Genomic DNA, 20442 nt, shown 5'->3' with positions numbered 1-20442 from the left:
AAACGAATGTACGATGAAAAGAGATAAAATCACAATCGGCGAGAACGGTGTAACCCTGACGGGGAGCGATGTATGGATGACGGCAATGGAGCTTGCCGAGCTGTTTGGCACGACTGCCGGAGCGGTAAACACAGGAATCAAGGCAATCATCAAAAGCGATACGCTGCACGATTACGAGGTGTGCAAGTACATTCGGCTGGAAAACGGCAACGGTGCGGACGTGTATAACATGGAGGTGGTGCCCCCCCCCTCGCATTCCGGCTTAATACGCGCAATGCGGCGTTGCTGCGTAAATGGCTGATCCGACGAGTTACCGCCCCGAAGCGGGCGGCGGCTCCGATTATCATTCAGTACAAAGAGGGATTCATCTGTTAAGAACGACGGGCAGGCTTCAAAACCTGCCCGCCGCCGTTTCCATTTGCCGGATATTTCTATCGGTAAGCTCTTATATCTCGGATGGCTTAATATGAACGTCCGCAAATCTATACAACAGTACGACATTGAATCCGTAAATCTGTACGACAACGCCTCTTTACTGCAATAACTATTCGAACCGCCGTTCCGTAAATCGGCAGGGCTTTGTGACAACACGTTCGCAAGGATTGGAATCGCCGTATCTTCCGTTCCGTATCTCTGTCGATATTCAGACCTACCGCAATCTATCGCTTATATCGTTTTTGCCGGTAGTTGGCGTTTAGGCTTCGGAACATACCTCATAAGCCTCTGCTTTGCTCCCTAAGGACAGAGTACATAGCATGGCTTCATGAAGCAGTCGAAATCGATTCTCCCGTAATCCTTCTTCAGACGGTTTTTATGTTTGTCGGAACATGGCAAGGTGTGTATCGAGTAACTCGATACCTTTCGGGTTACTCCCGAAAGCCTTGCCCTGACAGGAGAATATCGTCCCTCCGTAGTCGGGCAATTCAAAGATAACAATTAAAAAAGATAATTTGTTTGCCTTAATTCAGATAAATCAATATATTTGTAGTAGATTCAATAAAATGAATAGAATGAAAGATATAAATCGGCTTAAAATAGTTCTTGTTGAAAAGAAGAAGACTGGTAAATGGTTAGCAAAAGAATTGGGCAAAGATCCGTCTACCGTTTCTAAATGGTGTACTAACGTTTCGCAACCCGATCTGGTAACTCTTTCAAGAATAGCTGAGCTATTGAATGTTGATAGAAGAGATTTAATCAATAAAAGCAAATGATATTTAGTGCGTATAATCATACTGAAACAATATAATAAAGATGACAACTATAATTCAAAGGGCTGAGTTACAAGCCAAGATATGGAAAATAGCCAACGAAGTACGTGGGGCCGTCGATGGCTGGGACTTTAAACAGTTTGTGCTGGGAGCACTTTTCTATCGTTTTATAAGCGAAAATTTTACGAATTATATTGAAGGTGGTGACGATAGTGTTGACTATGCTAACTTAGCGGATAGTGTAATAACGCCAGAGATTAAAGATGATGCTATAAAGACCAAAGGGTATTTTATCTATCCGAGTCAGCTTTTTGTGAATGTAGCCAAGACAGCAAATACAAATCCGAATCTGAACACGGAGCTAAAAAATATATTTAACGAGATTGAAAGTTCCGCAAACGGCTACCCATCGGAAGATGATATTAAGGGATTGTTTGCCGATTTCGACACCACGAGTACACGCCTTGGTAATAGTGTAACAGATAAAAACAGTCGTTTGGCAGCTGTGTTGAAAGGCGTGGAGGAGTTGAATTTTGGAAACTTCGAGGATAATCAGATAGACCTGTTTGGTGATGCCTATGAATTTCTCATCTCTAACTATGCCGCTAATGCAGGCAAGTCGGGAGGTGAGTTCTTTACGCCTCAACACGTTTCCAAGCTCATCGCACAGCTTGCTATGCACAAACAGACAAGCGTGAATAAGATTTATGACCCAGCCTGTGGTTCAGGCTCGCTACTTTTACAAGCTAAAAAACATTTCGATAATCATATTATTGAAGAGGGTTTCTTTGGTCAAGAGATCAACCACACGACCTACAACCTCGCTCGTATGAATATGTTTTTGCATAATGTGAACTACGATAAGTTTAATATTGCACTTGGTGATACGCTTCGAGATCCACAGTTTGGCGATGACAAACCTTTTGATGCCATTGTTTCCAATCCGCCATATTCTGTAAATTGGATTGGCTCGGACGACCCTACGCTGATTAACGATGACCGTTTTGCTCCGGCTGGAGTGCTCGCTCCTAAGTCAAAGGCAGACTTTGCATTTGTACTGCACGCTCTGAGCTATCTTTCGGGTAAAGGTAGGGCGGCTATTGTCTGTTTCCCCGGTATTTTCTACCGTGGTGGTGCAGAGCAAAAGATTAGAAAGTATCTGATAGATAACAACTTTGTGGAAACAGTTATTTCATTAGCTCCCAATCTATTCTACGGCACTTCAATCGCTGTAAATATTTTGGTGCTTGCCAAAAACAAGCGAGATACGAAGACGCAGTTTATAGATGCAAGCGGAGAAGACTTCTTTAAGAAAGTTACTAACAACAATATGCTTGAAGACAAGCATATTGAAAAGATTATGGACATCTTCGACTGCAAAGAGGATGTTAAATACATAGCTAAATCGGTAGACAACAAACTTATTGCCGAAAATGATTACAACCTATCAGTAAGCTCCTATGTGGAGGCAAAGGATAATCGTGAAATTGTAGATATTACAAAGTTGAATGCGGAGATTTCGGTAACAGTGGCGAAGATAAATACACTCCGTACTGATATCGATGCGATTATAAAGGAGATAGAGGCATGAGCTATTTAGATAAATTATTAGACGGTGTCGAGGTTGAGTGGAAGCCTTTGGGGGAATATGTGGATTATGAGCAACCAACCACATATTTGGTAGAATCAAGCAATTACAACGATAACTTCACCACACCCGTTTTGACTGCTGGTAAAACTTTTATTCTTGGTTACACGAATGAAACAAATGGCATTTACAAAGCATCGGACAATCCTGTGATAATTTTTGATGATTTTACTACTGCGAATAAGTGGGTTGACTTTGACTTTAAAGTCAAGTCGTCAGCAATGAAAATACTTACATCTAAGGATGAGTCTAAGGCTGTATTAAGATATATTTATTATTGGCTAAATACGTTGCATAGTGGATTAGTCGATGGTGACCATAAAAGACAATGGATTAGCAATTATGCCAATAAGCAAATCCCTATTCCATGTCCAGATAATCCAGAAAAATCACTTGCAATCCAAAAAGAAATAGTTCGTATCTTAGATACTTTTACGGAGCTTACAGCCGAGCTTACAGCCGAGCTTACAGCTCGTAAAAAGCAGTATAACTACTATCGTGACCAGTTGCTTAATTTTAACGAAAAAGCAGTTGAGTGGAAGCCATTAGAAATTTTAGCTGAAAACCTTGACTCAATACGAAAACCTGTAACAAGCGGCTCCAGAGAGGCAGGTGAAATTCCATATTATGGGGCTTCGGGTATTGTAGACTACGTTAAAGATTACATTTTCGATGGAGATTTTCTGTTAGTTTCAGAAGATGGAGCAAATTTAATTGCTAGAAATACACCGATAGCATTCAGCATAAGTGGGAAAAATTGGGTAAATAATCATGCTCATGTATTGAAATTCCCTACTTATTCAGATAGAAGATTTGTAGAATACTATTTGAATAGCATTGATTTAACTCCATATATTTCTGGTGCGGCTCAACCAAAATTAAATCAGAAGAACTTAAACAGCATAAAAATTCCAAATCCATCTCCAGAGGAAAAAATACGCATCGTTTCCATTCTCGATAAGTTTGATACTTTCACTACCTCAATGAGTGAAGGCTTGCCTAAGGAGATTGAACTAAGACAAAAACAATATGAATACTACCGAAATATGTTACTAACGTTTCCAACCGATAACATAAAGGCATAATATGGGACAGACATTAACAGAAATAGCACAAGCCCTTAAAGATGCTAATAAAAAAGTGCAGCTAATCTATGCCTTTAATGGCACAGGAAAAACACGCCTGTCTCGTGAGTTTAAAGCTTTAATAGCACCAACAGATGCTAATGCGGCAGAGGACGAACAGAAACAAAATGAATCTATAGGAAAAATACTTTACTATAATGCCTTTACCGAAGATTTATTTTATTGGGATAATGATTTGGAGGCTGTCTCAGATTTATATGCAATACGCAAACTAAAAATACACCCAAACAGTTTTACCGACTGGGTACTTGCAGAACAAGGACAGGATGCGAATATAATAGCCCACTTTCAACATTATACCAACGATAAACTAACGCCTCGTTTTAATGAACAATATAATGAAATCAGTTTCTCTATTGACGGAGGTAATGATGGAAATGTTGAAAATATAAAGATCTCAAAAGGGGAAGAAAGTTGTTTAATTTGGTGCATATTTTACAGCTTATTGAAGCAAGTTGTTGAAGTTTTGAACCAACCTGACCCTGAGGAACGAGAAACGAAAAGGTTTAACGACTTGGAGTATGTTTTTATAGATGACCCTGTCAGCTCATTAGATGATAATCACATGATTGAGTTGGCAGTCAATATTGCGGAATTAATAAAGTCAAGTAAATCGGGCTTAAATTTTATTATAACAACGCATAATCCATTATTCATTAATGTGTTGATTAATGAAATAGGAAATAAAATCTGTTATATGCTTGACAAGCAAGGTGACGGCACTTATGAGCTAAAAGAGAAGAAAGGTGATTCTAACAAAAGCTTCTCCTATCATCTCTATTTGAAACATATAATTGAAGAAGCGATTACAACAAATAGCATTCAAAAATATCACTTCATACTATTACGGAATCTCTATGAGAAAACCGCAAATTTCTTAGGGTATCCACAATGGTCTGAATTGTTACCTGATGACAAAAAAGTCTACTATAATAGGATAATTCAATTCACAAGTCACTCGACATTGTCAAATGAGGTTGTACCAGATCCTACGGAACCAGAAAAGCAGGTTGTAAAATTTTTATTAGATCATCTTGTTGATAACAACTATTATAAAGAAGAACAAAATGGCACAGTATAGAACCATAGCAGAATCCAAAAACTTCATAGTTCTTGATGAGTATGCCAAGTACTCAATGGTGAGTGAGTCTCCTGTTGGTTATCAAACGGAGTTTGCCCTCGAACGAGAGCTTATACAAGACCTAATCAACCAAGGCTATGAAAACCCCTCAATAAAGAGTGCCGAAGCTATGCTAGCCAATGCAAGGGCGCAACTTCAGGAGCTTAATAATGTGGTATTTAGCGATGCTGAATGGGGGCGTTATGTGGAGGAGTATTTGGATAAGCCAAGTGACAACCTCGTTGAGAAAACAAGAAAAATACACGATAACCACATTCATGACTTTGTTTTTGACGATGGGCATATCCAAAACATCTACTTAGTAGACAAAAAGGATGTAACTCGTAACAAATTACAGGTAATATCGCAATTTGAGCAGACAGGAACACATGCCAATCGTTACGATGTTACTATATTGGTCAACGGGTTGCCATTGGTGCAAGTGGAGCTAAAAAAGCGTGGCGTAGCTATCCGTGAAGCGTTTAATCAAGTACACCGCTATACGAAAGAGAGTTTTAACCGAGAAAATTCTCTATTCAAGTACCTGCAAATCTTCGTTATCTCGAACGGAACAGATAGCCGATATTTTGCAAATACTACAAAGCGAAATAAAAACAGCTTCGACTTTACGATGAACTGGGCGAAAGCCGATAACACGTTAATCAAAGATTTAAAGGATTTTACAGCTACATTTTTCCAAAAGAACACGCTCTTAAATGTGTTGCTCACCTACTCGGTTTTTGATACCAGCGACACGCTGTTAATCATGCGACCCTATCAAATTGCAGCAACCGAGAGAATCCTGTGGAAAATTAAAAGCTCATTTCAAGCAAAGCAATGGTCTAAGCCCGAAGGTGGCGGATATATATGGCACACGACAGGATCGGGCAAGACCCTCACCAGTTTCAAAGCGGCTCGACTGGCAACACAGCTTGATTTTATCGACAAAGTGTTCTTTGTGGTGGATCGCAAAGATCTTGACTTTCAGACGATGAAAGAGTATCAACGATTCTCTCCCGATAGTGTCAATGGCTCTGAGAGCACAACAGGGCTAAAAAGAAACCTCGAAAGAGACGACAACAAGATTATAGTTACCACCATTCAGAAGTTAAACAACTTGATGAAGGGCGAAGGTGAATTATCAATCTATCAAAAACAGGTAGTATTCATCTTTGATGAATGTCACCGCTCGCAGTTCGGAGAGGCTCAAAAGCTCTTACGGAAAAAGTTTAAACGATACTATCAATTCGGTTTTACTGGAACGCCTATATTTTCTGAAAATGCTTTGGGAGATGAGACAACCGAAAGCGTATTTGGTCGTAAGTTGCACTCGTATGTTATCACAGATGCAATCAGAGATGAAAAGGTATTGAAGTTCAAAGTTGATTACAACGATGTTCGACCTAAATTCAAGGGGATTGAGTCAGAGCAAAATGAAGAAAAGCTAAGTTCTGTCGAATATAAGAAAGCGATGCTTCACCCTGCTCGCATAAAAGAGATATCGCAATATATCTTGCAGAATTTCAGAATCAAAACCCATCGTAACCAAGGAGGAGGAAAAGGTTTTAATGCGATGTTTGCCGTTAGTTCGATTGATGCTGCAAAATGTTACTATGAGGAGCTGAACCTTCTGCAAAAGGATAGTGAAAAACCGCTCAAGATTGCGACTATCTTTTCTTTTGCTGCCAACGAAGAGCAAAACGCAATAGGCGAGATAGTTGACGAAACCTTTGAGCCTACGGCAATGGATCTGAGTGCTAAAGAGTTTCTAACCAAGGCCATTGACGATTATAACGCAATGTTTAAAACAAGTTATGGTGTTGATAGCAAAGAGTTTCAGAACTATTACCGTGACCTTGCCAAAAGAGTAAAAAGTAAAGAGGTTGATCTTGTTATTGTTGTAGGCATGTTCCTTACGGGATTCGATGCTCCTACACTCAATACGCTATTTGTGGATAAAAACCTGCGTTATCATGGACTTATGCAGGCTTTCTCTCGTACCAACCGAATTTATGATGCTACCAAAACGTTTGGTAATATCGTTACTTTTAGAGATTTGGAGGCTGCTACAATTCAGGCAATTCAAACATTCGGGGATAGTAGCACAAGAAATGTAGTACTCGAAAAGAGCTACAAAGAGTATTTGGAAGGGTTTACGGATATTGCAACAGGCGAAGCACGTAGAGGTTACATAGAAGTTGTAGCGGAGCTAAACGAGAAGTTCCCAACGCCGGAAGAAATAATTACCGAGAGCGATAAAAAGGAGTTTGTAAAACTATTCGGTGAGTACCTGCGTGTAGAAAATATCCTGCAAAATTACGATGAATTTACGCACCTAAAGGCTCTTCAAGCAATAGACATAAACGATCCTCAAGCCGTTGAAGCATTCAAAGAGGCGAACTTTGTAACAGATGAGGATATAGCCACAATGCAACAAATTCAGGTACTACCCGATCGGACAATTCAAGATTACAGGTCTACCTATAATGATATTCGTGACTGGTTAAGACGTGAGAGAAGTGGCAAAGAAGAGGAGAAGTCGAAGGTTGATTGGGATGATGTAGTCTTTGAGGTCGATTTGCTAAAATCTCAAGAGATAAACCTCGACTATATTCTCGAACTAATTTTTGAACATAACAAAAAGACCAGCGACAAAGTTGCATTGATAGAGGAAATTCGTCGTGTTATTCGTGCCAGTATCGGAAACCGAGCAAAAGAGAGCTTAGTGGTTGATTATATCAACGAAACAGATTTAGACGCTATCTGTGATAAACCAAGTATTCTGGATTCGTTCTATAGCTATGCACAAGAAAAATTGAGAGTAGAGGCAGCACAGTTAATTGCTGACGAGAGCCTAAATGAGCAAGAGGCAAAACGTTACATCTCAATCTCTTTAAAGCGTGAGTATGCAAGTGAGAACGGAACGGAACTTAACGCTATTTTACCTAAGATGAGTCCTCTGAACCCACTGTATTTGACGAAAAAGCAAAGCGTTTTCAAAAAGATTGCTTCATTTATAGAAAAATATAAGGGTGTAGGTGGACAACTTTAGTTAGATAGAATGCAGGGGATCTTTAGGTTAAATAATAGAACAGGTATATTAGACTATATTAAAATCGTGGCAAACTAATAGCCCAATCAAGAAATTAAGCTATTTTTGTATCTGAGTTGTTTGATGAGATGCAAAATGCAGCAGTTCAGCGCAGTTACATTGTCGCTAAATCGTTACCAACAACTTTCTTTCTCACTACTCAATGCTGTTATTCAGATAGGTACGCAAATATTACTTATCCCTTACAAAGATACGTAAAAAAATGTCAGAAAAAGCGTCGGCAAAGACAATATGTTTCCTCTCGGTGGGGCTCACGGTCATTTTGGCCGCGGGGTTCCTGTTCGCCCTGCCGCGGACGCTTTTCGACGAGCCTTTTTCCGCGACGGTGTGGAGCCGCGACGGACGCCTGTTGTCGGCGAAGGTCGCTCCCGACGGGCAATGGCGCTTTTTTCCGACGGACAGCGTGCCCGACAAGTTCCGGACGGCCATCACGACCTACGAGGACAAGCGTTTTTACGACCATTTCGGAGTCGACCTGCTGGCGCTGGGGCGCGCCGTGGGGCAGAATCTCTCGGCCGGGCGGATAACGAGCGGGGCGAGTACGCTCACGATGCAGACCATTCGCCTCAGTCGCGACGGAAAGCCCCGGACGCTGCGCGAGAAGCTGATTGAAATGGTGTTGGCGCTGCGGCTCGAACTGCGCTGCGACAAAGATGAAATTCTTGCGTTGTATGCCGCCCATGCGCCTTTCGGCGGCAATGTCGTAGGGCTGGAGAGCGCTTCGTGGTACTATTTCGGCCGCAGCGCGCGGCAGCTTTCGTGGGGCGAGAGCGCCCTGCTCGCCGTGCTGCCCAACGCCCCGTCGCTCATCCACATGAAACGGAACCGCGAACGGCTGCGGGAGAAGCGCGACGGACTGCTCGACCGCATCTGGCGCAGCGGGTACATCGACTCCCTGACGTGCGCCCTGGCCAGACAGGAGCCGTTGCCCGAGGCTCCCGAGCCGATGCCGATGCAGGCGATGTACCTGCTGGGCAAGATGAAGAAAGGGGCGTTGCGCTCGACGCTCGACGCCGATCTCCAGAGCCGGATAAATGCACTGGCCCGCCGCTGCAACAACCAGTACCGCGGCAACAAGATCAACAACCTGGCCGTCGTGGTGATGGACGTGCACAGCGGCGAGGTGCTCGCCTATGTCGGCAACGTTTACGACCCTGCGGACCGGAGTACCGGAACCAGCGTCGATGTCATCCCCGCGCCGCGCAGCAGCGGCAGTGTGCTCAAACCGATTCTTTACGCTGCGATGCTGGACAACGGAACAGCGCTTCCGACGATGCTTTTTCCCGATGTGCCGACCTATTACAAGGATTTCACGCCCCAGAACTACAACCGTACGTTCGACGGCGCGGTTCCGGCCAACCGGGTCGTCGAGCGTTCGCTGAATGTTCCGTCGGTGAGGATGCTCGACAAATACGGGCGGGAGAATTTCCTGTCGCTGGTCCGCGGCCTGGGATTCCGAACGATCAACCGGAGCGCCGGCCATTACGGACTTTCGCTGATCCTGGGCGGCGCGGAAATCACGCTGTGGGACCTTACGGCGGCCTACATGCTGATGGCGGCCAAACTCAACGACCAGGATACGATCCATGCCCCGCACTACGATCCGGCCAATGCGGCGGTCGTCAGCGCCGATGACATTCCCCTTTCGCGGGGTGCGCTGTGGCTGATGTTCGAAGCGATCAGCCATGTCACGCGTCCCGAGGAGGAGGGCGAGTGGCAGTATTTCACATCGTCGAAAAAGATCGGCTGGAAGACCGGGACGAGTTACGGCAACCGCGATGCGTGGGCCGTCGGGGCGACGCCCGATTACGCCGTGGGCGTCTGGGTCGGCAACTGTTCGGGGGAGGGGCGTCCGCTGATGACGGGTGTCGGCTATGCTGCGCCCGTGTTGTTCGAAGTGTTCGGCCTGCTGCCCGGGGGAAGCTGGTTTTCGGAGCCTTACGGCGACCTCGAACCGGCCGTAGTCTGTCGGCAGAGCGGCTTCCTGGCTTCGCAGGTGTGTCCTGACCGCGATACGGTGATGATTCCGCAGTCGGCTGCCGCGGGCGAGGTCTGCCCCTACCACCGGATCGTGAACCTGAGTCCCGACCTGAAATACCGGGTGACGACCGACTGCTGCGATGCGGCCCGGATCGTTCGCAAACCGATGTTTATCCTGCCTCCTGCGCAGGAGTGGTACTACAAAAAACAGCATACGGATTACCAGCCGCTGCCGCCGCTGCACCCCGGTTTGTCGGGGGCGGAAGCGGGAGGCGATCCGATCGAGATCGTCTATCCTCAGCCGGGACGTGTGCTGGTGGCCCCGAAATCGCTCGAAGGGGAGGCGCAGAGCCTTGTCTTCACGGCCGTCCACCGCGACCGCAATGCCGTGTTGTTCTGGCACATCGACGATGAATACCTCGGCGCCACCACGCTGGAGCACAAACTGTCGGTAAGGCCTGCACCCGGGCGGCATCGCCTGACGGTGATCGACGAACACGGAGCCTCCAAAAGCGTCGTGTTCAGCTGCCGGTAGCTTCGGACCCTTACCCGAAGTAAATGAAAAACGCCTTTGCAGGGATTTACCTGCGAAGGCGTTTTTCGTGTTGCCGGAGCGGCGGGTTATTTCACCCCGAATTTGTAGATGCAGACCTGCGTATACTCTTCGCCCGGACGCAGTACGGTCGAGGGGAAGTTGTCGTGGTTGGGGCTGTCGGGGTATTTCTGCGTTTCGAGCGCCAGCGATTCGCGGTAACGCAGCGGCTTGCCGTATTTGCCGTTCACTGCGCCGTCGAAGAAGTTGCCGCTGTAGAATTGCAGGGCCGGCTGGTTGCTCAGCACCTCGATCGTGCGGCCCGAAGCGGGTTCCCAGACCGTGGCGATGGGCTCGATGCCGTCCGCTGTTTTGCGGTCGATGATCCAGTTGTGATCGTAACCCGCGCCGTTGCGCAACTGTTCGTTGTCGGCGCCGATGCGCTCGCCGATGGTGTGCGGGGTGCGGAAGTCGAACGGCGTACCTGTCACGTCGGCGATCTCCCCGGTGGGAATCAGCACCGAGTCGACCGGTGTGGTCTGGCTGGCGTTGATGGTCAGCACGTTGTCGAGGATCGTACCGTTACCCTCGCCCTTGAGGTTGAAGAAGGGGTGGTGCGACAGGTTCACCACGGTCGGCTTGTCGGTCGTGGCCTTGTAGTCGATGCGGAATTCGTTTTCGGGCGTGAGCGAGTAGGTCATCTCGATTTGCAGGTTGCCCGGGAAACCTTCCTGTCCGTCGGCGTGCAGGTAGCTCATCACCAGTTGGGTGTCGGAGGCGGAAACCACGTCCCAGACCACGCGGTCCAGTCCGCTGAGTCCGCCGTGGAGCGTCTGGCCGTTGTTGTTGATCGGGAGGGTGTACTCCACGCCGTCGAGCGTGAAGGAGCCCTTGGCGATGCGGTTGGCATAGGGACCTACGACCGCGCCGAGGAAACGTTCGCCGGTGTTGTCGATGTAGCGGCCGATCGTCTCGTAGCCGAGTACGATGTCCTGGTAGTTACCCTCGCGGTCGGGGGTCCAGAGCGAGACGACGCGGGCGCCGTAGTTGGTGACCTGCATGGTCACGTCGCCGGCATGGAGCGTGTAGAGTCCGACGGGTTTGCCGTCCACCTCCGTCTGGAAGGCCTCGTTGCTGAAGAGCGTAATTTTAGGCTCCTGGCTTCCGCAGGCGGCCAGCAGCAGGGTGCATAATGCGATGAAATTTCTTTTCATGGATGTGTTTTTGGGTTCTTGCATGCAAAGTTAATCATTCCGGGAGTTTTGCGGCCTTGTTTTTCCGGGATTTTTCTTTTTGGGCCCGGGTGCGGTCGCTACTTCCTTGTGGAACATGTGTTCCTTGGCCTCCATCTCCGTCTGCTGCCCCCGGTCGCCCTGGCGCTCCATCCACCGGAGCAGCTTGGCGCGCAGCGCGGCTTTCTCCCCGGCATATTGCGGGTCGTCGGCCAGGTTGCGGGTCTGGAACGGGTCGCTTACGATGTCGTAAAGCTCTTCGCCGGGGCGATGCTGGTAGCGCTCGACTTGCCGGCGGGCGAATTCGTCGGTCGAGGCCTTCTCCTTCCATGAAACCCACCAGTTCCGTTTGGGGTGTGTGGACATACATTTGAACGCCGCTTCGGGCGTGAGGTTCAGGATGTAGGCGAAGCGGTCGTTGCGCACCGAGCGGATGCCGTAATATTCCGGTCCGGCGTGGATGCCGCGGCTGGTCTGGATGGCGTAGACCTCCTGTTTGAAATCCTTGGCTTTCCCTTTGACGACGGGCAGGAAACTGCGGCCGTCGAGCCCTTCGGGGACTTTTCCGCCCGCGATGTCGACTATTGTCGGGGTCACGTCGACGTATTCGCACATGGCGTCGGTCGTCGTGCCGGGCTTGACGACCCCCGGCCAGCGGATGACGAAGCCCGTTTGCAGACCTTCGTCGTAGCAGGTCCACTTGGCGAACGGGAACGAATAGCCCTGTTCGCTGGTAAAGATGAAGACGGTGTTTTCGTCGAGCCCGTATTTGTGGAGCAGCGAATCGACCGCCCCGACCTGGTTGTCCAGCACGTTGATCTCTGCGAGGTAGTTGCGGAACTGCTTGCGCGTCGAGGGGGTATCGACGAGGTTGGAGGGCAGGGTCAGTTCGTCGGGGTTCCAGAGGCTCTGGTCGCCGAGCGTCCACGGGTCGTGGGGCTCGGTCGAGGCGACGTAGAGGAAGAACGGTTCGCCCGTTCGGGCAACGTCGGCCAGGAACGGTTCGATCTTTTCGGGATGTACGCTGCGCAGCGACTCTTCCGAGAGATACTCGAACGGGAAGGCCTCGATCGGCGCGATATGCCGTTTGCCCTGCAGGGCGACGCGGTAGCCGGCCTGCTTGAGGTATGCGGGCAGCGTCCGGACGCCGTCGTCGAGCCGCGTATGGTTGGGGTAGGCGCCCGAGCGGACGGGATAAAGCCCCGTGAGCAGGCAGTGGCGTGTCGGGGAGCTCATGGCCGTCGCCTGGAAGAACCGCTCGAAACGAACGCCCTGCGAGGCCAGCCGGTCGATGTTGGGCGTGATGGCGTCGGGGCTTCCGTAGCACCCCAGGTCGTAATGGCGGCAGTCGTCGGCGATGACGAGCACGATGTTGGGGCGCTTCGGGCTTTGTTTGGCCGCGGGTTTCGCGGCTTGTGCGGCGCCGCCGGAGAGCAGGGCCAGCGAGGCTCCGAGTCCGATTTTTCCGGTAGGGATCGTTTTGGTTTTCATACTGTGCGGTTTCGGGTCGGTCGCGCGGAGGGTTATTGCTGTCCGCCGCCGATGCGGGGACGGCGCTCCCACCAGGCCAGCACGGTCTTCGAAAGGTCGCGGACAAGCGCGGGGTTCGTCTCTGCGAGGTTTTTCGTTTCGTCGATGTCCTCGGCGATGTTGTAGAGCTCTGCGTTCGAACCGTCGGGGTTGACGAGCAGTTTCCAGTCGCCGCGCCGGATCGCCAGCGAGGGGCTGCGGTGGTATTTGTCGCGGGGGAACATGAAGGCTTCGTTACGTCCGAAATCCCACATCAGGTCGCCTTTGCGGGTGGAGGGCGCGCCCAGCAGGGTTTTGCTCATGTCCTCGCCGCTCGAACGGTAACCTTTCGGCAGCCGGGCCTTGGCGATCTTGCAGAGCGACGGCAGCAGGTCGACGGCGCAGACGACGCTTTTGTCGTCGACCTTCCCGGCCTGGATAACGCCCGGCCAGCGGATGATGAAGGGCATGCGGATGCCGCCTTCGTAGAGGCTGTTCTTGACGCCGCGCATGCCGTTCGTGCGCAACTGGCGGAAACTCGGCGCCGGACCGTTGTCCGAGGTGAAAATGACGATGGTGTTGTCGCTCAGTCCCAGTTGGTCGAGCTGCGCGAGGAACCGCCCGATCTGGCGGTCGTACTCGGCGAGCACCTCCGTGAAGTTGGGCTGCGAGTTCCAGTCCTTCTGTTTGTGCTGAGACTCTTCGTCGGGAACCCACGGCGTGTGCATGTCGTCGGGCCAGAGGTTGACGAAGCAGGGCTTGTCTTTGTGGCGCACCATGAAGTCGAGCGTCTTGTCGACGAAGTAGCCCGTGCGGTTCCAGCGTTTCACGTCGTCCTTGTCGCTCCATATCCAGTTCGTGGCGGTCAGTTCGGGAGCCGGATCGGGGCTTTCCCACGTCGAACAGTATTCGTCGAAGCCGAATGCGGTGATTTGCGGGGCGTTTTTCACGTCGCGGCCGCCGCCCATGTGCCATTTGCCGAAGTGTCCGGTAGCGTAGCCTGCGTCGTGGAGGATGCGGGCCATCGAAGGAGCGTCGGCGGCGAGAAAGTCGGCCTGCTCGCACGCGGCGTTGCCCTTGCGGGTCTGGAGGTAGGTGTTGATGCCCCACTCCATGGGGAACATGCCCGTCGTGAGTCCTACGCGCGAGGGCGAGCTGACCGGGGCGGAGGAGTAGTAGCTGTTCAGCACGAGGCCCTGCGATGCCAGGCGGTCGATGGCGGGCGTTTCGACCCAGCCCGTGTTGGTGCACGAGAGATCGCCGATACCCATGTCGTCGGTGTAGATGATCACGATGTTGGGACGGGCGTGCGGCGCTTGCGCTTTGGCTTTTGCGGGAGCCTGGGCTGTGGCCGAGGCGACGGTTCCGACGCCCAGCAGTCCGGTGAGGATGGTGCGGTTATTCATGGTTTGGTGTTTTGTAGGGTTGCATGTCGTTTCAGTTGCCGGAGCCTCCGGACCGCGGTTTTACGTTGCTGCGCTGTTGCGGGGACAGCGCATGCCGCGGCGCCGGGGACAAGGAGGATCGGTTTTTTCATAAGCGGGTTTTTCGGTTGATTTCCGATTGCAAGATAGTTATTATATAGGTCCCGGAACTTAAAAAATTGGCCAAAAAAAGGCGACGGAATGTTCAAAATACATCCGAAGGGCATAAACCGGGACCTTGCCGGAGGGATTGCCGGAGTTCAGGTATCCCGGCCGGGGCGGGTTTCGAGGGGACGGGAGGCCGTTTGCCGAAATATCGACACTTTTTGGCCGAAAAACGGCCTCGTTTCCCCGCGGGAATGAATACCTTAGCGGTAACTAAATCCAAAACCGACAATGAATCGAAACCTGCTTTGCCGAAGCCTGCTCGGAACAGGCGCCTGTCTTGCCGCCGCACTTCCGGCTGCGGCCGCCGGAAACGGCGAACGCCCCAACATCCTGTTCATCGTAGCCGACGACCTGGGCTGGGGCGACGTGAGTTATCACGGAAGCGTCATCCCTACGCCCAATATCGATGCGCTGGCCGCCAAGGGCATCGAAATGAACCGTTTTTATACCGCTCCGGTCAGTTCGCCGACCCGTGCGGGGCTTATGACGGGGCGTTATCCCAGTCGTTTCGGCATCCGGCGGACCGTAATTCCGCCCTGGCGCGACTACGGGCTCGATCCCGAAGAGCAGACGCTGGCCGACATGCTGGCCGCCAACGGTTACGAACACCGTGCGATCGTCGGCAAGTGGCATCTCGGCCATGGCCGGCTCGCTTACCATCCGCTCAACCGCGGATTCAACCGTTTCTACGGCTTCCTGAACGGGGCCCTCGACTATTTCACCCACGAACGCGAAGGCGAACTGGACTGGCACGACGACTGGGAGTCGAGTTACGACAAGGGCTATTCGACCGATCTGATCGCCGATGAGGCGGTGCGCTGTATCGGGGAGTACGCCCCCGAAGGGCCGTTCTTTCTCTACGTGGCCTTCAATGCGCCCCATACGCCTTTCCAGGCTCCCGAAGACGAGATTGCCGAACATATTTCGCCGGAGAAGTTCGCCGCGCTGAAGCCCCGCGAAAAGGAGGCGTATACTTATCGTGCCATGGTGACCCGGATGGACAAAGGAGTCGGCCGTATCCTCGAAAAATTGGAGAAGAGCGGAGCGTTGGAAAACACGCTGGTACTCTTCATGAGCGATAACGGCGGAATCCCGAACCTGCCCGGCGGGTCGAGTTGTGCCCCGCTGCGCGGCCATAAGGGACGCGAGTGGGACGGCGGCGTCCGTGTTCCGGCCGTTCTTTATTGGAAGGGGCATTTTGTGGAAGGCGTCCGTTCGGAGCAGCTTGCGGCGTTCGTCGACATGACGCCTACGATCGCCGCGCTGGTCGGCGCGGGGAACCCTCCGCGTCCGTACGACGGCGTGAACCTGCTTCCGGTGCTTACGGGCAAGGTTCCTTCGTTCTCCCGCGATCTGTACCTCGGCTGCGGCGCGGCGGTCAGCGGCGACTACAAGCTGATCCTCAAAGAGGGCAGCAGGCCGATGAATCTCAGGGAGGACTTCCTGGTCTATTATCCCGAAGACGCCTATGAACGGCAGAATAAGATTGCGGACCATGCGGCCGAGGCAGAACGCCTGCGCAATTATATCATCCGCTACGACACGATCCGTCCGGCTCATCCGGAACTGCCCTACGGTCAGGGCAAAGAGGGTTTCAAGGCTCCCCGCGAGTGGCGTGTAACCAAACCCTGAGATTGAATCGGCGTTGCCGGGAACCCAAGACGGGCGAGGTGTACACCTCGCCCGTCTTGGGTTGCATGACCATATTTGCATCCTCGTTTAGGGCATATGCGATGAAAGCGGGATTTAACGAGGTGCGGAGAATAAAAATATAAGCCTCGTAATCGTATGATTACGAGGCTTAACCAGTGCCCAGGACAGGAATCGAACCTGCACGCCTTGCGGCACACGCACCTGAAACGTGCGCGTCTACCTATTCCGCCACCTGGGCATTTCTGGAATTGTGGTGTGCAAAAGTAATACTTTTTTCTGAATCGCCAACTCTTTTTTCGAAAAAAAACTACTTGCTGAAGAATTTGTACTGAAACAGAAGCAGATAGACTACGGCAACCGAAATATAAGCGTCGGCCAGGTTGAAAATCGCGCCGAAGAAATAGTTGTTGCTGTCGACCAGGAACCGCAGCAGGCGGGGGACGCCGTTCCATTGAAACAGCGGGAAATAGAACATGTCGACGACCTTGCCCATCATGAATCCGGCATAGTGTCCCCCGAAATGCGCCACCGTATAGGGGGTCGATTCGGAGAAGATCAGTCCGTAGAATGCGCTGTCGAGGATGTTGCCCATGGCGCCGGCGAAGATCAGCGCGAGGCCCACGATCACACCTTTGGGCGTATCCTTGCGTTTGGTGCAGAGATGGTACATCAGCCAGCCGATGAATCCGACCATGACGATCCGGAAGATGCCCAGCAGCAGTTTGCCCCAGTCGAATCCTCCGCGCGAGGCGATGTGCATGCCGAAGGCCGCGCCGTTGTTCTCGATGAACCGCAATTGGAACCAGTCGGGAAAGACGATGATCGACTCGTCGAGGTGCATGTGGGTCTTGATCCAGATTTTGAGCACCTGGTCTGCGATGAGCAGCAGCACGATCAGCAGCGATATTTTCTTGAAATTCATAATCGGAGTGGTATTTCGTTGCAAAAATAGTAAAAAATCTTCTTTTTCAGGGGTATGGAGCGATTTTCCCTTCGGACCGGCGTACTTTGACGGAAAAATTATAACTTTGGAAAATCTAATGTCTGATGATTTATGAAGCGATTGTTACTCCTCTGCGGCCTGTTGACGGCGTTTGCCTGTACGAAAGAACCTGCGGCTCCCTCCGGCGGCGATGGCGGACAGAAGGCCCGGATTCTGGGTTCCCCGACTTCGGGCATGGCGTTGCAGGGAAGTCTTTCCGTAAAACTGTCGCCCGAGATGGCGCAGGCGGTTGCGACGGCGCAGGCGTCGTTGCCCGCTACGCGGGACGGCGCCGTGACCCGCTCGGGCGTCGGCGATATCGATGCGATCCTGCATGAAATCGGGGCCGGACGGTTCGAACGCATTATCACCTATAATCCCGAGTGGGAGGATGTTTACGAACAGACGGGCATCAACCGCTGGTATAACGTCTCCTTCGGGGACGAAGTCGGGCTGGCCGAGGTCGGGGAGCGTCTTGCGGCGCTGCCCGGTGTTGCGGTCGTGGAGTACGGGATCAATCCGAAGTATATCCGGCCGATGAGCGAGGGGCCTGCCATACCGGTTTCGGACGACCTGTTGCCCCGGATCAGCGAAACCCGGGCCGGGAAGTCGATGAACGACCCGATGCTGCCGTATCAGTGGAACTACGATAATCCGGGAGGGAGCATCTTTCCGGATGTCGTTGTCAAACCGAAGGCCGGGGCGGACATCAATCTGCTGGATGCCTGGCAGCTCTGCACGGGCAGCGAGGATATCGTTGTGGCGGTGATCGACGAGCCCGTGCAGACGACCCATCCCGACCTGAAGGCGAATATCTGGTCGAATCCGAAAAATTCGCAGGAGCACGGTTATAATTTCTGGGACAATAGTTCGGAACTCGACTGGAGGACGGTCGGCGGTGACGCTCAGTCTCCGGAATACGCTGATCACGGAACCCATGTCGCGGGCATTATCGCCGCGGTGAACAACAACAGCCGCGGCATTGCCGGCATTGCCGGCGGCAGGAACAACAGCGGCGGCGTGCGGATCATGTCGTGCCAGATCATGGGCAACAGTTCCGGCGCCAACAAAGGCAATCCGATTGTCAAGGCTTTCGAATACGCCTGGACCAACGGTGCGATTATCGCCCAGAACAGTTGGGGGTACAGCCTCACCAATGTAAACGGCGAGAAGATAACGCCGGAGCAGTTCGAGCAGGAGTGGGAGAGTAATTACGGTATTATACGCGATGCCATCGATACGTTTATCCGTGGTGCGGGAACCAAAAATCCGAATTCCCCGCTGCGGGGCGGCCTTGTGATTTTCGCAGCCGGCAACGACGGCGACATTTACGGCGACGCCCGGAGATACCCGGCGGCCTACGATGCGGTAATCGCCGTAGGGGCGATGGACTGGAGTTTCCGGCCGGCCTATTACTCCGATTACGGTTTGTGGGTGGATATTACGGCTCCGGGAGGCGATATCTATACATCTGGACCCCAAGATGGGTATGGTATGATTTTAAGTACGATTCTTTGTGATGACGCAATTAACTTTCAGGGAGGACCCAGAAGCGGTTACGGCTTTATGCAGGGAACCTCGATGGCCTGCCCTCATGTTTCCGGCATTGCCGCCCTGGGGCTTTCCTATGCGGCGCAGAACGGTAAACAGTATACCCCGGCCGAATTCAAGGCGTTGCTGCTGAGTTCCATTTATGGAATCGACGACTATTTTACGGGCTCGAAAGACTATTTCAATGCGAATAATGTCCCGATGACGATTCCCGACTTGTCCGTTTATAAGAACAAGATGGGCGGCGGTTGTGTCGACGCGCTGAAACTGCTGCTCGCCATCAAGGGGACTCCTGCGATCTATGTGAAGACCGGGGAGGCTGTGACCGTGGATTTTGCTCGCTATTTCGGAGGGGACCGAAGCCGGTTGACGCTGATCTCCGCGGAATATGACTCGGCGTCCAGTCTGGGATTGAATTCTTCGACAGCGGCTTTCGACGGGATGAAGATTGCTTTTAATTGTCCCGAGCCGGGAACTTCGATGCTGACGATTCGGGCCCGGGCCGGAGATACGGATTTTACGCGTGAATTTGCGATCGTCTCCCGTGCCGGGCTGGCTGCCAACGGCGGATGGCTCTGACCGGGTTTCATTCCGATATGCCTTGCGGCGGTTCCCGGTGGAGCCGTCGTTTTTTGTGGGTATTAATATATATAGGTGGAAGGACTGTTTTTGAATAAAATTAAAGATTTTTCAAAAAAAAACGGGCAAATATTTGCAGGTTCGAAAAATGTCGCTACCTTTGCATCCGCGTTTGAGAAATACCGGTTCTTACAAATAAGTCGAGGGTTTACAATAAAGGAGCTTGAGGCAGTTTTGTAGTCTGAATTTCAATAAGATGCAAAGTTCTTGAAAAAGTTTTTGGAGGTTCGAAAAAGATTACTTATCTTTGCAGTCCCTTTCGCAAATGTCTCGCAAGAGACTGCGAAAAAAAATCTTGAAAAAGATTTGGCGGATTCAAAAATAACACCTATCTTTGCAATCCCTTTCGCAATGAAAATGCGAAGCTTTTTTAAAATTGGTTCTTTGAATTACTGATAATATTTTGAGAGTAAAATTGTAGTATTTATCTGTCAATTTCCTTTTAAAGGATAAACGAATAGTCAGGACTCTAACAATACATTATTTTTTATACAATGGAGAGTTTGATCCTGGCTCAGGATGAACGCTAGCGGCAGGCC

General features: G+C 50.9%; 12 protein-coding genes, 1 tRNA gene and 1 pseudogene. 9 read left to right on the top strand and 5 right to left on the bottom strand.

All coding sequences use genetic code 11. The features are described 5' to 3' along the window. Positions 1-13 precede the first annotated feature (13 nt). The 7 genes and pseudogenes from KG007_RS03290 (at position 14) to pbpC (ending at position 10748) form a co-directional block, all read left to right on the top strand. Positions 14-375 (top strand): annotated as a pseudogene (locus KG007_RS03290) (hypothetical protein). A gap of 635 nt (positions 376-1010) precedes the next feature. Next, positions 1011-1211, top strand: coding sequence for a helix-turn-helix transcriptional regulator (locus tag KG007_RS03285; RefSeq protein ID WP_060408036.1), 201 nt, complete (start codon positions 1011-1013; stop codon positions 1209-1211). A 40-nt stretch (positions 1212-1251) separates the two neighbouring features. After that, positions 1252-2799 carry a type I restriction-modification system subunit M gene (locus tag KG007_RS03280; RefSeq protein ID WP_213347368.1) on the top strand — a complete coding sequence of 516 codons (1548 nt, stop codon included), beginning with the start codon at positions 1252-1254 and terminating at the stop codon, positions 2797-2799. Further along, positions 2796-3941: a restriction endonuclease subunit S gene (locus KG007_RS03275; RefSeq protein ID WP_213347367.1), complete on the top strand. Its 1146-nt coding sequence runs from the start codon at positions 2796-2798 to the stop codon at positions 3939-3941. Before KG007_RS03280 ends, KG007_RS03275 begins: the two co-directional genes overlap by 4 nt. A gap of 1 nt (position 3942) precedes the next feature. Next, positions 3943-5082, top strand: coding sequence for an AAA family ATPase (locus tag KG007_RS03270; protein WP_213347366.1), 1140 nt, complete (start codon positions 3943-3945; stop codon positions 5080-5082). After that, a complete protein-coding gene (locus KG007_RS03265) occupies positions 5069-8173 on the top strand; it encodes a type I restriction endonuclease subunit R (protein ID WP_213347365.1) in 3105 nt (1034 codons plus the stop codon). The genes KG007_RS03270 and KG007_RS03265 overlap by 14 nt, the downstream gene beginning before the upstream one ends. Before the next feature lie 262 nt (positions 8174-8435). Then, complete coding sequence (pbpC, locus tag KG007_RS03260) at positions 8436-10748, top strand: penicillin-binding protein 1C (protein WP_213347364.1); 2313 nt, start codon at positions 8436-8438, stop codon at positions 10746-10748. An 86-nt stretch (positions 10749-10834) separates the two neighbouring features. On the opposite strand, the gene KG007_RS03255 is transcribed toward pbpC, so the two are convergent. The 3 genes from KG007_RS03255 to KG007_RS03245 are packed head-to-tail and all read right to left on the bottom strand — an operon-like array spanning position 10835 to position 14892. Continuing rightward, positions 10835-11959, bottom strand: a complete 1125-nt coding sequence (locus KG007_RS03255) for an aldose epimerase family protein (RefSeq protein ID WP_213347363.1) — start codon at positions 11957-11959, stop codon at positions 10835-10837. Between the two features lie 30 nt (positions 11960-11989). After that, on the bottom strand, positions 11990-13468 hold the full coding sequence (locus KG007_RS03250) for a sulfatase family protein (protein ID WP_213347362.1): 1479 nt from the start codon (positions 13466-13468) through the stop codon (positions 11990-11992). 32 nt (positions 13469-13500) lie between these two features. After that, positions 13501-14892, bottom strand: coding sequence for a sulfatase-like hydrolase/transferase (locus tag KG007_RS03245; protein ID WP_213347361.1), 1392 nt, complete (start codon positions 14890-14892; stop codon positions 13501-13503). A gap of 414 nt (positions 14893-15306) precedes the next feature. Between KG007_RS03245 and KG007_RS03240 the strand changes: the two genes are divergently transcribed. After that, positions 15307-16710 (top strand): arylsulfatase B, encoded by a 1404-nt coding sequence (locus KG007_RS03240; protein ID WP_213347360.1) that lies wholly within the window; start codon positions 15307-15309, stop codon positions 16708-16710. Between the two features lie 177 nt (positions 16711-16887). On the opposite strand, the gene KG007_RS03235 is transcribed toward KG007_RS03240, so the two are convergent. After that, positions 16888-16969 (bottom strand) — tRNA-Leu (locus KG007_RS03235). 69 nt (positions 16970-17038) lie between these two features. Next, positions 17039-17653 carry a lipoprotein signal peptidase gene (locus KG007_RS03230; RefSeq protein ID WP_195461943.1) on the bottom strand — a complete coding sequence of 205 codons (615 nt, stop codon included), beginning with the start codon at positions 17651-17653 and terminating at the stop codon, positions 17039-17041. 132 nt (positions 17654-17785) lie between these two features. Here KG007_RS03230 and KG007_RS03225 point away from each other — a divergent pair, with 132 nt between their 5' ends. Continuing rightward, positions 17786-19843, top strand: coding sequence for a S8 family serine peptidase (locus KG007_RS03225; RefSeq protein ID WP_213347359.1), 2058 nt, complete (start codon positions 17786-17788; stop codon positions 19841-19843). Positions 19844-20442 lie beyond the last annotated feature (599 nt).

It is taken from the genome of Alistipes montrealensis (assembly GCF_018362775.1).
Classification (GTDB): Bacteria; Bacteroidota; Bacteroidia; order Bacteroidales; family Rikenellaceae; genus Alistipes; species Alistipes montrealensis.
The sequence above is the reverse complement of the archived record's forward strand: the minus strand, read 5'-3'. Positions and strand labels throughout refer to the sequence as shown.

Bases quoted from the DNA above. Each gene is read 5' to 3' on its own strand.
- KG007_RS03285 (WP_060408036.1), top strand. From the start codon at position 1,011: ATGAAAGATATAAATCGGCTTAAAATAGTTCTTGTTGAAAAGAAGAAG.
- KG007_RS03280 (WP_213347368.1), top strand. From the start codon at position 1,252: ATGACAACTATAATTCAAAGGGCTGAGTTACAAGCCAAGATATGGAAA.
- KG007_RS03275 (WP_213347367.1), top strand. From the start codon at position 2,796: ATGAGCTATTTAGATAAATTATTAGACGGTGTCGAGGTTGAGTGGAAG.
- KG007_RS03270 (WP_213347366.1), top strand. From the start codon at position 3,943: ATGGGACAGACATTAACAGAAATAGCACAAGCCCTTAAAGATGCTAAT.
- KG007_RS03265 (WP_213347365.1), top strand. From the start codon at position 5,069: ATGGCACAGTATAGAACCATAGCAGAATCCAAAAACTTCATAGTTCTT.
- pbpC (WP_213347364.1), top strand. From the start codon at position 8,436: ATGTCAGAAAAAGCGTCGGCAAAGACAATATGTTTCCTCTCGGTGGGG.
- KG007_RS03255 (WP_213347363.1), bottom strand. From the start codon at position 11,959: ATGAAAAGAAATTTCATCGCATTATGCACCCTGCTGCTGGCCGCCTGC.
- KG007_RS03250 (WP_213347362.1), bottom strand. From the start codon at position 13,468: ATGAAAACCAAAACGATCCCTACCGGAAAAATCGGACTCGGAGCCTCG.
- KG007_RS03245 (WP_213347361.1), bottom strand. From the start codon at position 14,892: ATGAATAACCGCACCATCCTCACCGGACTGCTGGGCGTCGGAACCGTC.
- KG007_RS03240 (WP_213347360.1), top strand. From the start codon at position 15,307: ATGAATCGAAACCTGCTTTGCCGAAGCCTGCTCGGAACAGGCGCCTGT.
- KG007_RS03230 (WP_195461943.1), bottom strand. From the start codon at position 17,653: ATGAATTTCAAGAAAATATCGCTGCTGATCGTGCTGCTGCTCATCGCA.
- KG007_RS03225 (WP_213347359.1), top strand. From the start codon at position 17,786: ATGAAGCGATTGTTACTCCTCTGCGGCCTGTTGACGGCGTTTGCCTGT.